The following is a 16,678-nucleotide window of genomic DNA, read 5'->3' as shown; positions in this document are numbered from 1 at the left end:
ACAGATCAATTAAATAGTTGTTGGAATGAGAAGGATCAAAAATGTTTTTTTCAGAATAAGTTTGTTTGTGGCTGCTGGCTTTTTTCCTGCCTGCCTTTTGGCTCAGGCTCCGGAGACTGTCGGATCGGCGGAGATCTTTCTGCGTCTGAAAAAATTAAATGTGCTGGGTTCTGTATTGTATATCGCTGCGCACCCCGATGACGAAAACTCAAGGCTGATTGCGTATATGGCAAAGGAACGGTTGTACCGTACGGGATATTTGTCAATGACCAGAGGGGACGGCGGGCAAAATCTCATCGGGGATGAACAGGGCGTAGAGCTTGGGTTGATACGCACCCAGGAAATGTTGGCCGCCAGAAGAATTGACGGGGCCGAACAGTTTTTTTCCAGGGCCTTTGATTTTGGTTTTTCCAAGTCCACGGAAGAAGCATTAAAAACCTGGAATAAGGAAAAGATCCTGAGCGATGTGGTCTGGGTTATCCGTAAATTCCAGCCTGATGTGATCTTTACCCGCTTCCCTGAGGATGGCAGGGCAGGTCATGGCCATCATTCCGCCTCTGCGGTATTGGCCCATGAGGCTTTTTCAGCGGCAGCGGATCCTGCCCGTTTTCCCGAACAATTGAAAAATGGTGTTAAACCCTGGCAGGCCAGGCGCATTTTATGGAATACGTTTAATTTCGGAAGCACCAATACGACCAGTGAGGATCAAATGAAAATAGATGTGGGCGTATATAACCCGATACTGGGTAAAAGTTACGGGGAAATCGCCGCTGAGAGCCGGACCGAGCATAAGAGCCAGGGTGCTGCATTGACACCGGCCCGCGGGCAGTCCCTGGAATATTTTACCCTGGTTGCCGGGGATCCTGCCCATCAGGATCCGATGGAAGGGGTTGGGATTTCCTGGAGCCGGGTGGAAGGGGGAGAGAAAATTGAAGGAATGATCAATCAACTGGTACAAAATTTTTCTTTGCCCGAGCCCGAAAAATCGGTTCCAGGCCTGGTCAATCTTTATAAAGAATTAGGTGCCTTAAAAGACGGTTACTGGAAAACCCAAAAGACGAAGGAAGTCCGGCGACTCATTGAAGCCTGCAGCGGATTATGGCTGGAAGCTACGGTTCGTAACCCTTATACCGTTCAAGGTGATTCGTTGTCTATTAATTTTGTGCTCAACAACAGGCTTCATTCCATGGCTTCCGTAATGGAAATCACCGTGAACGGTTTTGATACGCTGTACAAACAAGACCTCTCCGATAACAGGAATTATTCATTTTCCAGGAATATCTTTGTAGGAACCCAAAAACCAGTGACCCAACCTTATTGGCTGGCAGAAGAAATGTCACCAGGGTCCTATAATGTAAAAGACCCGCAGCTGATCGGCGATGCTCAAAGCAAGCCTGCTTTTGATGCGCAATTCCGGCTGGTCATCGAAGGACAGGATTTTGTCTTCACCCGTCCCGTTCAATATAAATTTACCGATCCCGTCAAAGGAGAATTATACCAACCACTCACCGTATTGCCTCCAATAACTGGTCAGTTCGAGCCAAGCCTGGTGCTTTTCACCGACGGAGAAGAGAAAAGCTTTGAAGTGCAGACCAAGGTTCAGACAATACGTCCTGTTCAGCCAAAGATCCGGCTGACCAACACGGACGGTATTTCCCTGAAACAAACGACGGATTTCCATAATACCCATTTTACTTATGTTGCGAGACCGGTAAAAAAAGGAGCAGATATCCTGAATGCCAATTTGCTTTTTGAACAGAATGGTAAAACGGATACTGCCAGACAATTAAAGACAGTTAATTATGATCATATTCCCCGCATCGATTATTTCCGGCCTTCTGTCCAGAAGTTCGTCATTGCCGATGTAAAAATTGCCGGCAAACGTATCGGTTATATCGAAGGCGCCGGAGATAAGGTTCCCGAGGCCTTACTGCAAATGGGCTATGAAGTCGTATTCCTGAAAGAAAAGGATATAACCTCCGGAAATCTCAAACAATACGACGCTCTTCTGACAGGTATCCGTGCTTATGATGTGCATAATTGGCTGATCGGGAAATATGAAGTCCTTATGGATTATGTAAAAGAAGGGGGGAACCTGGTCGTTCAATATAACCGGAATAATATGGGGAATGCAAAAATAAAGATCGGGCCTTATCCTTTCGCTATTTCTTATACCCGGGTAACGGATGAGAATGCCAAGGTTAATTTTTTACAACCCGATCACGCGGTAATGAACTTCCCTAATAAAATCACCGACAATGATTTCGCAGGCTGGGTTCAGGAACGGGGTATTTATTTTGCCGATCAGACCGATCCAGCTTACGAAAAAGTGTTTTCGATGAAGGATCCCGGCGAACAGGATCAGAGCGGAAGCCTGATCATCGCCGCGTATGGCAAAGGAAAGTTCGTCTATACGGGCCTGGTATTTTTTCGTGAATTGCCTGCCGGGGTTCCCGGAGCCTACCGGTTGCTTGCCAATATTATTGCCTTGAACCGGAAAAAAGGATTTTGAGGTTGAAATTAATAAAATCATATGAATCGCAGAAGGGATATAGCTATTGTTACGGCCATTGTAGTGGGTCTTGTCGTTGGGCGCTTCATCAAGCGGGCGACATTCGGATTGATCGTAGGTCTCGCCGTTGGATTGCTGGTGGCCTCCCTGATCGCCAACAGAGACAGGAACCGTAGGAAGGATCAGGGGAACAAGCCGTGATTGCTGGCAGTGAATGCTCCGAAAACAGGATGCTAAAAGAAGCTATATGAATAAGATAAGGGAAGTTGATCAGGAAGAAAAAGCTCCGTTGTTCAAACGTTGGAGTACCTGGTATGCGTTGGTCATCGGCTTTTTGATCGTGCTGGTAGGTTTCTTCTTTTACCTAACCAAACATTTCTCATGAGCAGGATCGACTGGATTGTTTTGATCCTCACGCTTGCCGGAACCATCGCATATGGGCTTTATAAAAGCCGTACCACCAGAAATCTGGACGGATATTTCTTATGTAACCGGTCCGTACCCTGGTATATGGTCCTGTTGAGCATCATGGGCACACAGGCTAGTGCCGTAACTTTTTTATCGGCTCCCGGTCAGGCTTATACGGACGGAATGCGTTTCGTGCAGTATTATTTCGGTTTACCGCTCGCCATGGTGGTGCTCTGTATCACCTTTGTTCCGGTTTACCATCGCCTTAAGGTATATACGGCGTATGAATTCCTGGAAAAAAGATTCGATCTGAAGACGCGGACCCTGACTTCTTTCCTCTTCCTCCTGCAGCGAGGGCTCTCAACAGGTATAAGTATCGCCGCCCCTTCCATCATTTTATCTTCCATTCTTAATCTGGATATTTTCTGGACCAATATTTTAATGGGCGGCGTACTTATCATCTATACGGTCACCGGCGGCGCTAAAGCGGTCGCCTATACGCAGCAATTACAACTCATCATAATTTTCGGAGGCCTCTGTATGGCCGGTTATATGGTCGTGCACAAGATGCCGGCAGGTGTTGGCCTTTCAGAGGCCCTGCATATCGGCGGCAAGGCCGGCAAACTGAATATCATTACAACGGGTATACGCGAGAAGGGCCCTGGAGGGGCGGGTGGGGGATTCGATTGGAACGACCGTTATAATTTACTCAGCGGGGTGATAGGAGGCTTTTTCCTGGCCTTGTCTTATTTTGGTACGGATCAATCACAGGTAGGAAGATACCTTTCCGCCCGTTCATTGAGCGAAAGCCGCCTTGGTCTGTTGATGAACGGCCTGGTTAAGGTTCCCATGCAATTCCTTATTCTTCTTTTAGGGGTGCTCGTGTTCTCTTTCTATCAATTTAATAAAGAGCCTGTTTTTTTTAATCAGTCCCAATTGGATCTTCTGGCAAAATCTAAGTACAAGGACTCCCTGGTGCTGGTAACCAGGACATATGACGCTGCGGAAAATGAAAGGATTAAGGAAAGACATTTGCTGGCCGGAGGAGATCTTTTACAAAGCCAAAAAAGACTGGAAGCGGCCGAGAAGGAAAAGGCCGAAGGACGGGTAACGATCAAGCGGTGGTTAAAAGATAAGGAGGTGGGAGGAGACGATAATGATACAAATTATATCTTCCTTCGTTTCGTAATGGATTTTTTGCCCAGGGGTCTGATCGGATTATTGATCGCTGTGATTTTCCTGGCCTCCTGGGGATCTATTGCGGCAACGCTGAATTCCCTCTCTTCCTGTACGATAGTTGATTTTCATAAACGGTTTTCAAAAAAGGAGTTATCCGAAGAAAAAGAATTCAGATTGTCCCGGATGTATACCTTGTTCTGGGGTATATTTTGTATCCTGGTCGCACAATTAGCTTATAATGCCGGGAACAGCCTTATCGAGGCCGTTAACTTGCTGGGCTCCCTTTTCTATGGTGTAATCCTGGGTATTTTCCTGGTTGCTTTTTACCGAAAGAAAACCGGAGGCACTTCCGTTTTTATAAGTGCGGTGGTCATCGAGATCGGAGTGATCATCCTGAATATCCTGAGCCGGAAGGGGATTGTACCTTTAAGTTTCTTATGGTTCAATGTAGTTGGAGCCGTCGGTGTGGTATTGCTGAGCGAAGGAATAGAATTGTTTCGCAAGAAAAGAAAAGTAACACTACCCATTTTGTAAATTACTCATTTTTTCATATTTTGCTCAAAATTAATCAAAAATGATCAAAAATAATCATTTTGACATTGAGCAGATCAACCTGCTGAAGACAGAGATCCTTTCCGATAATTGGTATACGCTCAAAAAGGTCAGTTATGAAATAGTAAAAAAAGATGGCTCCGTCCTTTTCCAGGACCGGGAAGCCTATGACCGGGGCAATGGTGCGACCATTCTGCTGTATAATAAAGAAAAAAAGACAGTTATACTGACCCGGCAATTCAGATTACCGGCTTACATAAACGGCCATCCAACCGGCATGCTGATCGAATGCTGTGCGGGTTTATTGGATAAAGACCATGCCGAGGAAGCCATCAGGCGGGAAACTTCCGAAGAAACCGGCTATAAGGTTTCGGTCGTTCAAAAAGTATTTGAGGCCTATATGTCGCCAGGATCAGTGACCGAGATCCTTTATTTTTTTGTGGCGGAATATAGTGAGGAAATGAAAGTAAGTGAAGGGGGCGGGCTCGAAGAGGAAAATGAGCATATCGAAGTCCTGGAAATTTCTTTTGCTCAGTCCCTGGAAATGATAAAGACGGGAGAAATAAAAGATGCCAAGACAATCATGCTCCTGCAATATGCACAGATACACTACCTGGTATAAAAAAAGCTCATAGCCTAACGGGCTATGAGCTTGTAAAAATTTATTTTTTACTTCAGATTTATTTTTTACTTCAAAGAAGCGATCAGCTTTTCGTTGAGCGCCACATAGTCGGCGTTATTCGCCTGTTTGGATAACCCGATCGATTTTTGGGCAGTGGCAATGGCTTCCTGTTTTTTGCCCAGTTTGGCCTGGCATCTTGCCTTTTGATAAACCACATAAAAGGCGGTGGGATCCTGTGCGATCGCTTTATCAAACCAATCATTAGCCTTATTCAGATCCTTCCCGTTGTCCAGGTAATACAAGGCAGCGGTAAAATAAGGGCGATTGTCCTTTGTCATGGAATTATCGATCTGCGCCATGATCTTTCCGTCAATTTCTGTTTTGATGGGTAAGGCCACCAGGGTTTTATCCCAGAATATCGCCAGATCACAACTTACAGACGTGATATTGTTGAACATGATCGTAAAAGACTCGATGGAAAATGGCAGCTCCTGGTTTCTTACTTTTACACGTACCAGGTCCTGATCGGCTTTGTAGGCAGCCGGATTGGTTACATCCAGTTGTTTGGTAATGATCACCGTCCATTCGTCCTGGCCGGGGATAGTAAGCAATCCGTATTTGCCGGCAGGTATTTTGGTTCCGCCGATGGTTACTTCATCTCCGAAGGTAAGCGTTGTGGCCTGATTGGCACCGGTGCGCCATACTTTTCCATAAGGTACCAGGTCTCCAAAGATCGTGCGGCCTTTGATCCCTGGTCTCGAATAGGATAGTTCAATGGAAGACAGACCGAAGTCCTGCTTGACGGTCTGTGGTGGTGAAGGCGCCGGAGTCTTTATCTGCTGTGCAGTAGAATTCAGAAAAATCAGACCGGTTAGTGCAAACAATGATAGAAGCTTGTTCATATTTGGTGGTTTTGAAGGCCGAAAGTACTGCATGCCGAAGGAATGGCCATAATAAGTTTGGATGAACGGTAGCTGATTTTTTGTTTTAAAAAGACAAGGTGACCATTGCTTTTGCCTTTTTCCCTTTAAGTAGTTTCCATGATGGGCCTTGTTGTACCAGGTGAAGGAGCGTTGAGTCATGGGAAGGGGAAAGAGATTTTTCGATCCTGAAGGATGAAAGCACCCCGTTTTTATCAACCCGGAAAGAAAGGACAACTTCTCCTTTGACCGTGGAATCTGCTTTCCCGGTATTCTTGTTCCTTTCCAGGTAAGTTTTATAGGATGCCCATCCGACTACGGGTTCGGTTTTCGGGTTCAGGGATTCCATGGTTCTTAATTTCACCGTATCTTTTTTGGTAAAGGTCTCTTCTTCAGCGGATTTTTTTCTTTTTTTGGAGCCATAACCAACCACAACCACTTCGTTCAAAGAAGCGTTTTCCGGTTTTAGCTGGATAACGTTTCCGATCCTGTTATCTGTATTGAGGGACATGGCGAAATCCTGGTATCCTACCGAACTTGCCCGGAGCCGTGCAGAAGAATCCTGCTTAGGTAAACGGAGATTAAACTGTCCATTGTTATCGGTTACGGCAGTAAATTTATCTTTACCATCCAGGGAAAGACTGACTCCGGAAAGGGGTTTGTTATTTTGATCGACAACCTTCCCCGAAACCAGTAAGGGGGGATGTGTATCCGTGGATTTTTCGAAATCCCTGGTGATATTCAATCCGGGGGCCGGAGTGGTAGATAGATTAAATGAATTGGTGGCGGCTTCGGACTTAAGATCGTTATTGGATGAACGGGGGGCTTTAAATGAATATTTGGTGGATGAAGGTTTGACCTTCTTCGGAGAGGGTACGGTTTGCGCCGTAATGGAATCTGAATCTTTTTGGGCATCGCTTTTGGTCAAGCCTCCGGCGGCTGCCTGGGATGGGCTTGGAGAGGCGCTTTCAGAAGGACCATTAGATGGGCCTTTTGACTGGACAGAGGTGGTATCCTGTATTTTTTTTTCCGATACGGCAAGAGAATACATGGATTTGCCCTTAAAAAATGTGAAATAGGTTATTCCTCCGAGCCCGATCAACAGGATAAAAACAGCCGCCATTTTCCACATAGGTTTACCTGCCTTCTGCTCTTCGTCTTTCCCGCTTACTCTTTTTTGCAATCTTTCCCGAAGCTCGTCCAGGTCTTTATGCATGGCGGAGTGATGCATTTCCATCCCTTCCATGGCATCGGCCAGGAAAGGGTCGTCCAGGGCGGCTTTTTCCAACCGGTGCATTTCCGGCGCAGACAATTCCCCTTTCAGATATTTTTCAATATCCGAAGCGGTATAAGAACTATGCTGATTTGTGTTGCCGCTCATTATTCGATTCTCATTATTCAATTTTGTTGATCCGGATTGGCACCTTTTCGGTTTTATCCATACAAATTTTCAAATTTCTTTTACCATTCTGTATATAACTTCTGACCTTATTCCATTGCAAACCGGTCAAAGTTTCTATCTCCTTGTAGCATTTGTTTTGCAAATAAAATAATTCTACGGTTGATTTCTGCTCCGGCATAAGGGTTTCCAGGCATTTTGACAGCTTTTCCAGATTCCCTTCCCTTTCCATGATACCATGCAGATGCAGATCTTCCTCCATTTGCATACGACCCTCGTCCAGCTCGTTGACTTTTATCCGTTTGGAGGTTCGTAACTGCATAAGACAGTAGTTCTTAGCCAGGGTATACAGCCAGCCCTTAAAGTTCTCCACCTGGTGTTTGCGCAGTTTTTGTGCCAGCTCTTCAAAGATCGCCATGACGGCATCTTTTGCCGTTTCCGGCTCCCCCAGGTATTTCAGGCAAACGGCATACAGGAGATCCATATAACGCTGGTACAGAATAGCCAGGACCTCCAGGTCGGCCGATTGCTGATAGGCAGCGACCAGTTCCTGGTCGTTAACGGAATGGGGTGATATGTTTTTTAAAAAGGGCAAAAACCTGAAGGCATGATTCATTTATTGAATCCCAAACTGAGTGGAACCCGGTTCGTGAGCTCAGACCCAGGGGAGTGAAACGAACCCTGCGAACTTCGGGGTCGAACAGTGTTCGACCCCGAAGTTCTGCTGAAATACAATGATGAAGATACGGCTTTACCCGAGGATTTTCAAAATGGCAAACAGAGGACAAAGCGGATAAATAAATAATAAGCAAGGATCAGCAGGAGATTGAACAAAATAGTCTTCTTCATGAGGGTGGATTTAACTAAAAGGATTTTCAACGGATAATTGCCTCTAAAGAAGGAAAAAATTATGCCAAACCCAGGTTATCCACATAGGAATAGTACCCCATTAGCCATGAAAAAACACGGGAGAAAACACCGGATTATATTCGGATTAACATTAATGAAATGAGAAACATGCTGCTAAATAACTTTCGTTTCTTATATGTTAATTCTTAGATAAACAACCTGTCTTGAATTAAAGTAAAAAGGCGAGGATTTAACTATAAAAGGGCCCTCGCGGGCCCTTAGTTTAAACATTTTTTACTGAAAATCCTTTAATGAGTCCCGTTAACCAATAGTTTATTTCCTATTTTTTCATAAGAAAATTTACCATAGCAATCAGGCTCCCCAGTATGGCAATTAATTGGACTAACCCGGACCAGAAGATAGCCTTTGTCAACTCCGACCTAATTTGTTCGGTTTTTGTTTCCTGTTTGAGGATCTCCTTGTGCAAAAAATGAAAATCTTCTGTCATTTTGGTGCTCAAAGAGAGAAAATCCTCTTTCCAAAGGCTTTTAAAGGTTACCTGTTGTTCCATAATCAATCCTTTTACTGCATCATTAAAGACCAACAAAAATTCGTTGGCTTTTGGCTCGGAAAGGTTCAAATCCTTTCTGAGGAGGTCGTGCAATTTCACATTGTCTACCATGATTAATCAACGCGGAGTTTGCTAGTAAACATAACCGTCGTTTGTTGTACAAATGTATCAATACTTATATATTTAAAATTAAAAATGAGCTGTTTTTTTACTCCTCAAAATTAAAAAATGTCATTTAAAGGCAGGATGGAACCGGTGTAATGTCTCGCGTAGGTATTCCCTGTCCAGGTGCGTATATATCTCGGTGGTAGTAATGCTTTCATGACCCAGCATTTCCTGAACAGCCCTGAGATCGGCACCTCCTTCGACCAGGTGAGTGGCGAAAGAATGCCGGAAGGTGTGCGGAGAAATATTTTTTGTAATGCCTGCTTTGGAGACCAGGTCTTTCAATAATAAGAAGATCATTACCCGGCTTAATTTGCTGCCCCGGCGATTGAGGAACAGGATGTCTTCATTACCTGGCTTCAGAGGAGCGTGAACCCGGATCTCGTGTTGATAAAGCTGGATATATTTAACGGCCGAGGATCCGATCGGAACCAGTCTTTCTTTATCTCCTTTACCGATCACCCGGATAAAACCCAGGTCCAGGTACAGACAGGAAATCCGGAGATTCACCAGTTCACTCACCCGAAGCCCGCAACTATATAAGGTTTCCAGGATGGCCTTGTTGCGGCCGCCCTCCGGTTTGCTCAGATCGATCATGGCTATGATGGCTTCGATCTCATCAAAGCTAAGGATATCCGGTAGGGACCGTTTCAATTTAGGCGCCTCCAGCAGGGTGGTGGGGTCTTTTTTGACGATCTGTTCGATAGCGCAATATTTATAGAAGGAACGGATCCCGGAAATAATCCGGGCCTGTGAAGTGGCTGTCAGGCCCAGTTCGCCGATCCATTGCAGAAAACGCTGGAGATCTTTCAACCCGATCCCTTCAGGCTTTTTCAGGGAATGATCGGTCTGGAGGAATTGGGTAAGTTTGTCGATATCCCGTAAATAGGCTTCTATGGAATTATCCGACAGGGATTTTTCCAGTTGAAGCCATGCCTTAAAACCTTTTTTATAGGGTTCCCACATAGGGCAAGTTTAAACTTTTACCAGACAAAATCCTGAATTTTTCTTTCCGGCAAAAAAAATATTGAATTTTCGCATGAAACTCCCTGCCTTTGCGGCATATTTGCTTTTTAACTTATTTATAAGCTTTTTCAATCATGGCTACTGTCAATCTACGGTCCTTCCGGCAACTCGTTCGTCACAATAAGAAACGCATAAGAAGTTTCCTGACCCGGTTGGAGAAGAAGACCCCGCGCGGCCTGGATAAGATCGTTGTTGAAGCGGATAAGGCTTCCTGGGCCAAAACGGATTGTCTCGATTGCGCCAATTGCTGTAAGACCATGTCTCCCACCTATACCCAAAAAGACCTTAAACGGATCTCCGCACATTTTGGCATGAGCGTGAATGCCTTCAAGGAAAAATGGCTTTATAAGGATAAGAGCGGGGATTGGATGAATGTCAAACAACCCTGTCAGTTTCTCGATTTGAATACCAATATGTGCAATATCTATGCTATCCGGCCCCGTGACTGTGCCGGTTTCCCCCATCATACCAAAAAGAAAATGGTGGAATACGTGCATATGTATAAACAGAATATCGAATACTGCCCTGCTTCCTACCGGTTGGTGGAATTTATTATGGAAAAAGTGAAAGGGACTCCCCCAACCCCCTAAAGGGTGGGTCAGAGGTAAACATCCTCTATCAGAAAATATTCCACGATCGGAGACATTTTTTCGTCAGAACACAAGTTATTGGCTCTTTTGATCGTAATTGCCAATACATCATATTGAATTCTTTTATAGCCGGGAAATTGAAAAAGCCAGGCTGCAGCGGCCCTCATCATACCTTTTATCTTTGCGTTGCTCACTCTTTCTTCCGGATAGCCATAACGACCCATTTGACCGGCTTTTTCCGCTTGTCCCGTTTTGACCTCGATAAAATGGACGATCCCGCTGCGTGTGGCAATAATATCTATTTCATGCCGGCTGCTTCGCCAGTTGCGATGCAGGACGGTGAACCCTTTTTCCATTAACCAGTCCGCCGCAAGCACCTCGCCTTTTTTCCCGAAATCATTATGACGGGCCATTGCTATACTTTTTTGTTTTATTTTGGGGCTCGAAAGGTCGTAAAAATAGTGGCACAAAAATAGTAAGGATAAACTGGTAAGGATAAAAAAGTGCTTATAATCTGGTAACCCATATAATCGTTTTTCATGAAACAGGATAACCGCGTTTACAAATTACAGGGGAAAATTCAGCATTACGCCTGGGGGGGGCATACCTATTTACCACAACTCCTATCTCTGCCCAATCCGGAAAATAAGCCTTTTGCCGAATATTGGCTCGGAGCGCATGTTAATGCTCCAGCGGAACTTATAACAGATGAAGAAACGATCAGACTGGATGAATTCGTTGGACAGAGACCTTCGGAATTACTGGGTGCCTATACTGCGGAGCGTTTTGGAAGACTGCCTTACCTTTTGAAAATCCTGGATGTAAAAGATATGTTGTCCATTCAGGTCCACCCCTCAAAAAAAAATGCCGAACAGGAATTTGTAGCCGAGAATAAAAAAGGGATCGCCTTAAATGCTCCCAATCGAAATTATAAGGACGATAATCATAAGCCGGAACTGATGCTGGCCTTAAGCGAGTTTTATCTTCTGCATGGATTCAAGCCGGAAGAGGAACTGAAAGAAACCCTGGAAGCGATTCCCGAGCTCCGGTTCTTATTATCGGTATTCGAAAAAAAGGGGTACCAGGGATTATACAAGGAGGTCATGGAAATGGATCAAACCTCGGTAAATGAAGTTCTACAACCCCTGCTGGACAGAATCATTCCTGCATATAAGGATAATAAACTATCGAAAAATCAGGAAGACTTCTGGGCTGCCCGGGCCGCGCTCACCTTTAATGAACCGGGCAGGATCGACCGCGGTATCTTTTCGGTTTACCTCTTCAATCTGCTGAATCTTCACCCGGGAGAAGCGATCTTCCAGGATGCCGGTCTGCCCCATGCTTATCTGGAAGGCCAAAATGTCGAGATCATGGCCAACTCAGATAATGTTCTTCGGGGAGGGCTTACCCCCAAACATATCGATGTACCTGAATTGCTGAAACATGTGACTTTTGAAGAGACCCTGCCCCGGATCATTCCCTGTAATAAATCTGCCGGACATATCTCCGCTTTCCATACCACAGCCCCTGATTTTGAATTAAGCCGGATCGGTTTGATCAAGGGTGAAACGATTGGTATCCAATCCCGTTCAACGGATATTTTCATAGTCCTGGAAGGAAGCGTGCAGGTAGTTGAAACACCCCAACATTCCTTCAGCCGGCTGAAAGGGGAGGCCTTTCTTGCCTTTGACCATGCCAAATTAGAACTACGGGCCCGCGAAGATGCCATTTTATACAAGGCCGCCGTACCTTTAAAGAAATAGACGAGCGTACCTTTAAAGAAATAGGAAAGGGACGTAGGGGAGGGGGATTAAGTTAAGGGCAAATAAGGGCTGTTAAAGACGCCTTAATGAAGCAATGGTCGTTTTTTTTGCTTATTTTCGTTGTCCAGGGAAAAAAAATTTAAAAATAAAATTCTGGCCATGAAACCCAATAGATCAATACTTTTTTCACTCGTTTTGTTGGTGATCGTAGCTGCGCTCTACCGCATTATCCCGGACAGGCCAATGGGTTTTGCTCCCCAAATGGCCATGGCCATTTTTGCAGGGGCCATGGTGAAAGACAGAAAGTGGGCCTTGATCCTTCCGGTATTGTCCATGTTCCTATCCGATCTTTTATATCAGGTCTTATACCTTAACGGAGCATCTTCGGTCGCTGGCTTCTATGAAGGCCAATGGCAGAATTATTTGTTGTTCGCCTTACTGGTTACGATTGGGTTTCTTATAAAGAAAAAGATCAATGTAGTTAATATATTCCTGGCTTCCCTGGCCGCTCCAACCGTTTATTTCCTTTTATCCAATTTCGTTCTCTGGGCCGGTTGGGCAGGAACCCGCGGATATGGAAGACCCAAGACCTGGGATGGTCTTTTGCTTTGTTTTAATGACGGCCTTCCTTTTTACAAAACAAGCATTTTTGCTACCCTGGTATTCAGTACCGTTCTATTCGGAGCCTATTTCCTCCTGAAGAGAGGTGTGCCGAAGGCCTCCGTTGCGCTGGTTGATTAAATGCTCATTGATTAAACGCTCGTTGGTTAAACGATCATTTCCTTGTCTCTGTTTCATATTCGGTATCGATGGCCAGGTCTTTACCATCGGCGGCTGCCGTAGCCAGTTCATCACACCGGTTGTTATTAGGGTTATTGGCATGCCCCTTTACCCATACGAAACGGATATTGTTTTTCTTGGCCAGTTCATTATAGTGCAGCCATAAATCCTTGTTCTTCTTTCCTCCTTTGAAATTGGTAGCGACCCAATTTTTTAACCAGCCTTCCTGCACGGCTTTTACCACATATTGGCTATCCGAGTAGACCGTGATCTTTATGCCTTCTTTTTTTAATGCTTCCAATCCTGCGATAACCGCCATTAATTCCATTCGGTTATTGGTGGTCAGGCGATAACCCCCTGATAATTCCTTACGGCGATCACCCCAGAATAAAATAGTGCCGTATCCTCCCGGTCCGGGATTACCCCGCGCAGCACCGTCTGTGTACATGATCAGTTCATTACTCATAATGGTCGGTTCTAAGGGTTTGGTCAGACCTGAAATACGCCGGTCTTAAAGTTTTCGATATGAGGATTATGCGCAGCGGCGTTCAGCCCTTCTGCTATTACTTTGCGGGTATCGGCCGGATCGATCAGGCCGTCCACCCATAACCGGGATGCGGCATAATATGGACTCGTCTGTTTTTCATAACGCCCCTTGATCTCGTCCAGCAATTTTTTTTCTTCTGCAGGGTCGATTTCCCGGCCTTTACTTTTTAAGGCACTGACCTGGATCTGTAATAAGGTTTTGGCAGCCTGTTCGCCTCCCATTACAGCGATTTTTGCCGATGGCCAGGCAAAAATAAAACGGGGGTCATACGCCTTCCCGCACATCGCATAGTTACCGGCTCCAAAAGAATTTCCAATGATAATGGTGATCTTGGGCACAACCGAATTGGCGACGGCATTCACCATCTTTGCCCCATCTTTTATGATCCCGGAATGTTCGCTCCGCGATCCGACCATAAAGCCGGTTACATCCTGGAGAAAAACCAGGGGAATCTTTTTCTGATTGCAGTTCATGATAAAGCGGGCGGCTTTATCTGCGCTATCATTATAGATCACTCCGCCCAACTGCATTTCTCCTTTTTTATTTTTTACGAGTTTGCGTTGATTGGCGACGATGCCTACCGCCCACCCTTCTATGCGTGCATATCCGCATAAGATTGTTTTGCCATAGTCTTCCTTGAATTGTTCAAAGGCGGAGTTATCAACGATCCTTTCTATGATGGAAAGCATATCGTAAGACTTGTTAGGATCAGCAGGAAGGATCCCGTTCAATTCCTGACCGCTTTTAAGGGGAGAAACAGGCGCAATACGGCTAAACACCGGGGAAGGGGGATGGCCCAGTTTGCTCATTATTTTTTTGACCTGGTCGAGACAGGCTTGTTCCGTCTTGAATTTATAATCCGCAATGCCGGATAATTCCGTGTGGGTAACGGCCCCACCCAAGGTTTCGGTATCGGTTTCCTCTCCGATGGCTGCCTTTACCAGGTAAGGGCCGGCCAGGAAAATGGAACCATTACCCTCGACCATAAGGGTTTCATCACTCATGATCGGCAGATAGGCGCCTCCGGCTACGCAGGCACCCATGACGGCGGCAATCTGGGTAATTCCCATGGCGCTCATACGGGCATTGTTGCGAAAGACCCTTCCGAAATGTTCTTTGTCCGGAAAGATTTCATCCTGCATAGGCAGGAAGACTCCGGCGCTATCCACCAGGTAGATCACGGGTAAATGATTTTCCATGGCGATCTCCTGCATCCGCAGGTTCTTTTTTCCGGTAATGGGAAACCAGGCGCCAGCCTTAACCGTCTGATCATTGGCTACGATCATACATTGCCGGCCACTGACATAACCAATACCCGCAACCGTTCCGCCGGCAGGGCATCCTCCATATTCTTCATACATCCCGTAACCTGCCAGCGCCCCGAGTTCGATAAAGGAGGTTCCTTCGTCCATGAGGTATTGGATACGCTCCCTTGCCGTCAGTTTATTTTTCTCCCGTTGTTTGTCTATCGCCTTTTTACCACCACCCAGGGCGATCTTGTCCAGCCGGGTCTTCAATTGGCTGAGCAACATCCCCATGGCGTCCTCATTCTTATTAAATTCAAGTTTATCAGGATCCATAGCAGGCATTTGTAATTTATTAATTTGGGCCTTCCGGCCAGCCGCCGGCGATGACTTTAAAGTGCAATTTAACATGGATGCTTTAATTTTTGGAGTATTTTTAAGGGATGCCGGCTAAAAGCAGAATAACGTGGATATGTCTTATCGGATCAGCGATAGGGATTAAAATCCTTTCCGGTTTCCCCGGAGCTGTGGAAAAATATTATACTATGGGGTTTTATCCGGTGATAGCGCGGATCCAACGGTTGATGTTCGGATGGATACCCATTAGTATCGGCGATTTGTTATATGCGATACTTGCGATCTGGTTGGTAGCCGGATTGATATCCATAATCCGGAGCGTGATCAAAAGACGGGCAGACGGTCCTTATTTTCTCTCGCTTTTGCGGCGTATCCTTTTTGGTTGTCTGCTGGTATACGTTCTTTTCAATGGTCTCTGGGGCCTGAACTACGATCGTCAGGGAATTGCGGATCAATTGCAACTGACAGTGAAACCTTATTCTACGGATGAGCTTACGGGACTGTTAACGATAATTGCCCAACGGCTGAATGAGGTGGACAGTATTTCCCGCCCAGGCAGAGATTTCCTCAACCGCAACAGTCACCTGTTTGCCGGTTCGGTTCAAAGTTATACGGCACTGGCCCAGGGCGATTCCCGTTTTGCCTATCCTTCCCCTTCCGTTAAAGCTTCGATGTTCAGTTACCTGGGAAATTACCTGGGTTTCGGCGGTTATTATAATCCGTTTTCCGGCGAGGCTCAGGTAAATACGACCATGCCGGTTTTTACCCGGCCATTTACAGCTTGTCATGAGATCGGTCATCAACTGGGGTATGCGAAGGAGAATGAGGCTAATTTTGCGGGTTATTTGGCTGCCCGGTCCTCTCCTGATCCGGCCTTTCGGTATTCTGTCTATTTCGATCTGTATATTTATGCCGCACGGGAATTATATGCCCGGGATTCCAACCTGATCAAACCATACAGGGAGAAGTTGCGGCCTTCGATCCGAAAGGATTTCCAGGAATTAAAGCGGTTCAACCGACAATTTGAGAATCCCCTGGAGCCTGTCATCCGGAGGCTCTACGGAAATTATTTAATAGCAAACGGTCAACCTCAGGGTATAATGACCTATAATGAAGTGATTGCGTGGCTGATCGCTTATCAAAAGAAAATGGGTCCAGGGGCAATCTGATTGTAATGATGGAACTGTAATGATG

The 16,678-nt window shown here is 45.6% G+C and carries 17 protein-coding genes; 9 read left to right on the top strand and 8 right to left on the bottom strand.

Features of this window, described 5'->3' with window-relative positions:
* Positions 1–25 precede the first annotated feature (25 nt).
* From ACX0G9_RS21580 to nudK, 5 genes are read left to right on the top strand one after another with little or no spacing between them, the layout of a single operon-like run.
* Positions 26–2,512 carry a PIG-L family deacetylase gene (locus ACX0G9_RS21580; RefSeq protein ID WP_459067033.1) on the top strand — a complete coding sequence of 829 codons (2,487 nt, stop codon included), beginning with the start codon at positions 26–28 and terminating at the stop codon, positions 2,510–2,512.
* Between the two features lie 21 nt (positions 2,513–2,533).
* Entirely contained in the window at positions 2,534–2,713 is a 180-nt protein-coding gene (locus ACX0G9_RS21575) for a hypothetical protein (protein ID WP_459067032.1), read from the top strand.
* Positions 2,714–2,759: 46 nt separating this feature from the next.
* On the top strand, positions 2,760–2,897 hold the full coding sequence (locus tag ACX0G9_RS21570; RefSeq protein WP_459067031.1) for a hypothetical protein: 138 nt from the start codon (positions 2,760–2,762) through the stop codon (positions 2,895–2,897).
* Positions 2,894–4,633 (top strand): sodium:solute symporter family protein, encoded by a 1,740-nt coding sequence (locus ACX0G9_RS21565; protein ID WP_459067030.1) that lies wholly within the window; start codon positions 2,894–2,896, stop codon positions 4,631–4,633. The genes ACX0G9_RS21570 and ACX0G9_RS21565 overlap by 4 nt, the downstream gene beginning before the upstream one ends.
* A 40-nt stretch (positions 4,634–4,673) precedes the next feature.
* Positions 4,674–5,273 carry a GDP-mannose pyrophosphatase NudK gene (gene nudK / locus ACX0G9_RS21560; RefSeq protein ID WP_459067029.1) on the top strand — a complete coding sequence of 200 codons (600 nt, stop codon included), beginning with the start codon at positions 4,674–4,676 and terminating at the stop codon, positions 5,271–5,273.
* Between the two features lie 65 nt (positions 5,274–5,338).
* Here nudK and ACX0G9_RS21555 read toward each other — a convergent pair whose 3' ends face one another.
* The 5 genes from ACX0G9_RS21555 to xerD form a co-directional block, all read right to left on the bottom strand.
* Positions 5,339–6,175: a DUF2911 domain-containing protein gene (locus tag ACX0G9_RS21555; RefSeq protein WP_459067028.1), complete on the bottom strand. Its 837-nt coding sequence runs from the start codon at positions 6,173–6,175 to the stop codon at positions 5,339–5,341.
* A gap of 85 nt (positions 6,176–6,260) precedes the next feature.
* Complete coding sequence (locus tag ACX0G9_RS21550; RefSeq protein ID WP_459067027.1) at positions 6,261–7,574, bottom strand: carboxypeptidase-like regulatory domain-containing protein; 1,314 nt, start codon at positions 7,572–7,574, stop codon at positions 6,261–6,263.
* 13 nt (positions 7,575–7,587) lie between these two features.
* On the bottom strand, positions 7,588–8,187 hold the full coding sequence (locus tag ACX0G9_RS21545) for an RNA polymerase sigma factor (RefSeq protein WP_459067026.1): 600 nt from the start codon (positions 8,185–8,187) through the stop codon (positions 7,588–7,590).
* A gap of 594 nt (positions 8,188–8,781) precedes the next feature.
* The gene (locus tag ACX0G9_RS21540; RefSeq protein ID WP_459067025.1) at positions 8,782–9,123 is read right to left on the bottom strand and encodes a hypothetical protein; all 342 of its coding nucleotides are present in this window, start codon (positions 9,121–9,123) and stop codon (positions 8,782–8,784) included.
* 120 nt (positions 9,124–9,243) lie between these two features.
* Positions 9,244–10,143, bottom strand: a complete 900-nt coding sequence (gene xerD, locus ACX0G9_RS21535) for a site-specific tyrosine recombinase XerD (RefSeq protein WP_459067024.1) — start codon at positions 10,141–10,143, stop codon at positions 9,244–9,246.
* A gap of 134 nt (positions 10,144–10,277) precedes the next feature.
* Between xerD and ACX0G9_RS21530 the strand changes: the two genes are divergently transcribed.
* Positions 10,278–10,793 carry a YkgJ family cysteine cluster protein gene (locus tag ACX0G9_RS21530; RefSeq protein WP_459067023.1) on the top strand — a complete coding sequence of 172 codons (516 nt, stop codon included), beginning with the start codon at positions 10,278–10,280 and terminating at the stop codon, positions 10,791–10,793.
* An 8-nt stretch (positions 10,794–10,801) separates the two neighbouring features.
* Here the strand turns inward: ACX0G9_RS21530 and ACX0G9_RS21525 are convergent, their stop codons facing one another.
* Positions 10,802–11,206: a YraN family protein gene (locus tag ACX0G9_RS21525; RefSeq protein WP_459067022.1), complete on the bottom strand. Its 405-nt coding sequence runs from the start codon at positions 11,204–11,206 to the stop codon at positions 10,802–10,804.
* Between the two features lie 126 nt (positions 11,207–11,332).
* On the opposite strand from ACX0G9_RS21525, the gene manA reads away from it, so the two are divergent.
* Complete coding sequence (gene manA / locus ACX0G9_RS21520) at positions 11,333–12,556, top strand: mannose-6-phosphate isomerase, class I (protein WP_459067021.1); 1,224 nt, start codon at positions 11,333–11,335, stop codon at positions 12,554–12,556.
* Between the two features lie 159 nt (positions 12,557–12,715).
* Positions 12,716–13,297: a DUF6580 family putative transport protein gene (locus ACX0G9_RS21515; RefSeq protein WP_459067020.1), complete on the top strand. Its 582-nt coding sequence runs from the start codon at positions 12,716–12,718 to the stop codon at positions 13,295–13,297.
* 34 nt (positions 13,298–13,331) lie between these two features.
* Here ACX0G9_RS21515 and rnhA read toward each other — a convergent pair whose 3' ends face one another.
* Positions 13,332–13,802: a ribonuclease HI gene (gene rnhA, locus ACX0G9_RS21510; RefSeq protein WP_459067019.1), complete on the bottom strand. Its 471-nt coding sequence runs from the start codon at positions 13,800–13,802 to the stop codon at positions 13,332–13,334.
* Between the two features lie 23 nt (positions 13,803–13,825).
* Positions 13,826–15,463: an acyl-CoA carboxylase subunit beta gene (locus tag ACX0G9_RS21505; RefSeq protein ID WP_459067018.1), complete on the bottom strand. Its 1,638-nt coding sequence runs from the start codon at positions 15,461–15,463 to the stop codon at positions 13,826–13,828.
* Positions 15,464–15,672: 209 nt separating this feature from the next.
* Here ACX0G9_RS21505 and ACX0G9_RS21500 point away from each other — a divergent pair, with 209 nt between their 5' ends.
* Complete coding sequence (locus tag ACX0G9_RS21500) at positions 15,673–16,653, top strand: DUF3810 domain-containing protein (RefSeq protein WP_459067017.1); 981 nt, start codon at positions 15,673–15,675, stop codon at positions 16,651–16,653.
* Positions 16,654–16,678 lie beyond the last annotated feature (25 nt).

It is taken from the genome of Flavitalea flava, from assembly GCF_054461575.1.
The sequence above is the reverse complement of the archived record's forward strand: the minus strand, read 5'-3'. Positions and strand labels throughout refer to the sequence as shown.